Origin of the sequence: Rothia sp. HMSC058E10 (assembly GCF_001809415.1) — a bacterium.
In the GTDB taxonomy this organism is placed as follows: Bacteria; Actinomycetota; Actinomycetes; order Actinomycetales; family Micrococcaceae; genus Rothia; species Rothia dentocariosa.
The window spans coordinates 1-1,778 of the sequence record NZ_KV797622.1; the positions used below are offsets into that span (position 1 = coordinate 1).

General features: G+C 49.7%; 2 protein-coding genes. One reads left to right on the top strand and one right to left on the bottom strand.

All coding sequences use genetic code 11. The features are described from left to right. Positions 1 to 46: 46 nt before the first annotated feature. A complete protein-coding gene (tnpA, locus tag HMPREF2609_RS10580; RefSeq protein WP_080972578.1) occupies positions 47 to 466 on the bottom strand; it encodes an IS200/IS605 family transposase in 420 nt (139 codons plus the stop codon). 24 nt (positions 467 to 490) lie between these two features. On the opposite strand from tnpA, the gene HMPREF2609_RS04495 reads away from it, so the two are divergent. Further along, a complete protein-coding gene (locus tag HMPREF2609_RS04495) occupies positions 491 to 1,723 on the top strand; it encodes an RNA-guided endonuclease InsQ/TnpB family protein (protein ID WP_070535225.1) in 1,233 nt (410 codons plus the stop codon). Positions 1,724 to 1,778 lie beyond the last annotated feature (55 nt).

Genomic DNA, 1,778 nt, shown 5'->3' on the forward strand with positions numbered 1-1,778 from the left:
TTATCTAGTTTTCTGAGAAGACTCCACCCTTTAGGGTGGAGATGAATCAGCTACCAGGGCGAGCCTGGGACTTCACATACTCAGCAATAACACTCAATGGGGCACCCCCAGCAGACCCCGCATAATACGAGCGTGACCACAAATGGCCACCCCATAAAAACGGGGTAATCTCAGCTTCAAAATCACGCCGAAGTACACGAGAGGAAACCCCCTTGAGGGAGTTCACGAGTTTAGAAACAGTCACGGTGGCTGGGTAGCGTACTAGCAAGTGAACGTGATCTGTTTCCCCGTTGAACTCATCTAGGGTTGCCCCGAAACTTTCACAGACTTCTCGCATGGTTCTTTCGCAGGTGGTGAGCATGGTGTTAGTGAAGACATTGCGCCGGTATTTAGTGACGAACACCAAGTGAACATGTAAATCCCAAATCGCATGTCTACCACGTCTTATATCAGTGGTATTATCCATGACACCAAGTATATAATAGGTGTTATGAGTCTCAAGCGTTATCGTTACCGCGCCTACCCCAAGAAAGGGCAAAAACAGCCGATTGCTGCTCTGTTTGGGTGTGTACGCGTGGTCTATAACGACGCTCTAGCCTACTCAGAGGAACAGTATAAAGACACAGGGAAGAAGCCCTCTAGTAAAGAGCTTTCTGCCCGACTCACTCACCTGAAACAGACCCCTGAAAAAGCGTGGCTGAAAGACGTTTCCGCTGTACCCTTACAGCAGTCCTTACGGGATCTGGATAAGGCGTACACTAACTTTTTCACCTCCGTGACAGGTAAGCGTAAAGGGGTTAGGATTGGTGCCCCACGGTTTAGGAAACGCTCATCCCGGCAAGCTGCTAGGTTTACATCCCAAGCATTCAAGGTTAGACAAACCACTCACGGGGTAGGTTTTGTGAAACTGCCTAAGATTGGTGAAGTCCGCTTCAACCTCTCACGTAACCTACCCTCACCCCCAACCTCTGTAACCCTGATCCAAGAAGCGGATGGTAGGTATTATGTGTCTTTCGTTGTCGAAAGCACCCCCGCCCCAGCCCCGAAGCCTACCGCCTACGCGGTAGGCGTGGATATGGGCTTGAAAGACCTAGCTATCGCGGTGAACAGTAACGGGGGAAGCACCGTCTTTGCTAACACTAGACCTCTGAAACAAGCCGAGAAGAAACTAGCTCGATTACAGAAACAACTCTCGAAAAAGAAAAAGGGTAGTAACCGTTATGTCAAACAACGACTCAGGGTAGCTAAAGCCCACACGAAAGTCCGAAACGTGCGAACCCATTACCTACACCATGTAGCGAACCAGATTGTTAACGAAAACCAAGTTATCACCCTGGAAACCCTCTCAATCACGGGTCTAGCTAGAACCCGGTTGGGTAAGAGTGTGTTGGACGCTAGTTGGGGACACCTCAACCGGTTGATTGAAGAGAAGGCTGCCGAACACGGTAGAACCCTTATCCGCGTGGATAGGTTCGCACCTACTACCCAGATCTGCTCGATTTGCGGTACACCTAATGGTAGAAAGCCGTTGAATATCCGTGAATGGGCCTGTACTGGGTGCCAGTCCCATGTGGATAGGGATTTGAATGCGGCGGTTAATATCCTACTCGCGGCAGGGCTTGCCGAGAGTTTAAACGAATACTGCGGAGATGATGTAAGACGTTTGTTAGCAAATGCTGTTGTTGTTGATGCTGTTCACCCACCGAAAGTCACCACAGCCTAGTTTGGTTGTAGTGACTGGTAGGAATTTACCCCGTTCACGGGGTAGAGGAAGTCAA

Bases quoted from the DNA above. Each gene is read 5' to 3' on its own strand.
- tnpA (WP_080972578.1), bottom strand. From the start codon at position 466: ATGGATAATACCACTGATATAAGACGTGGTAGACATGCGATTTGGGAT.
- HMPREF2609_RS04495 (WP_070535225.1), top strand. From the start codon at position 491: ATGAGTCTCAAGCGTTATCGTTACCGCGCCTACCCCAAGAAAGGGCAA.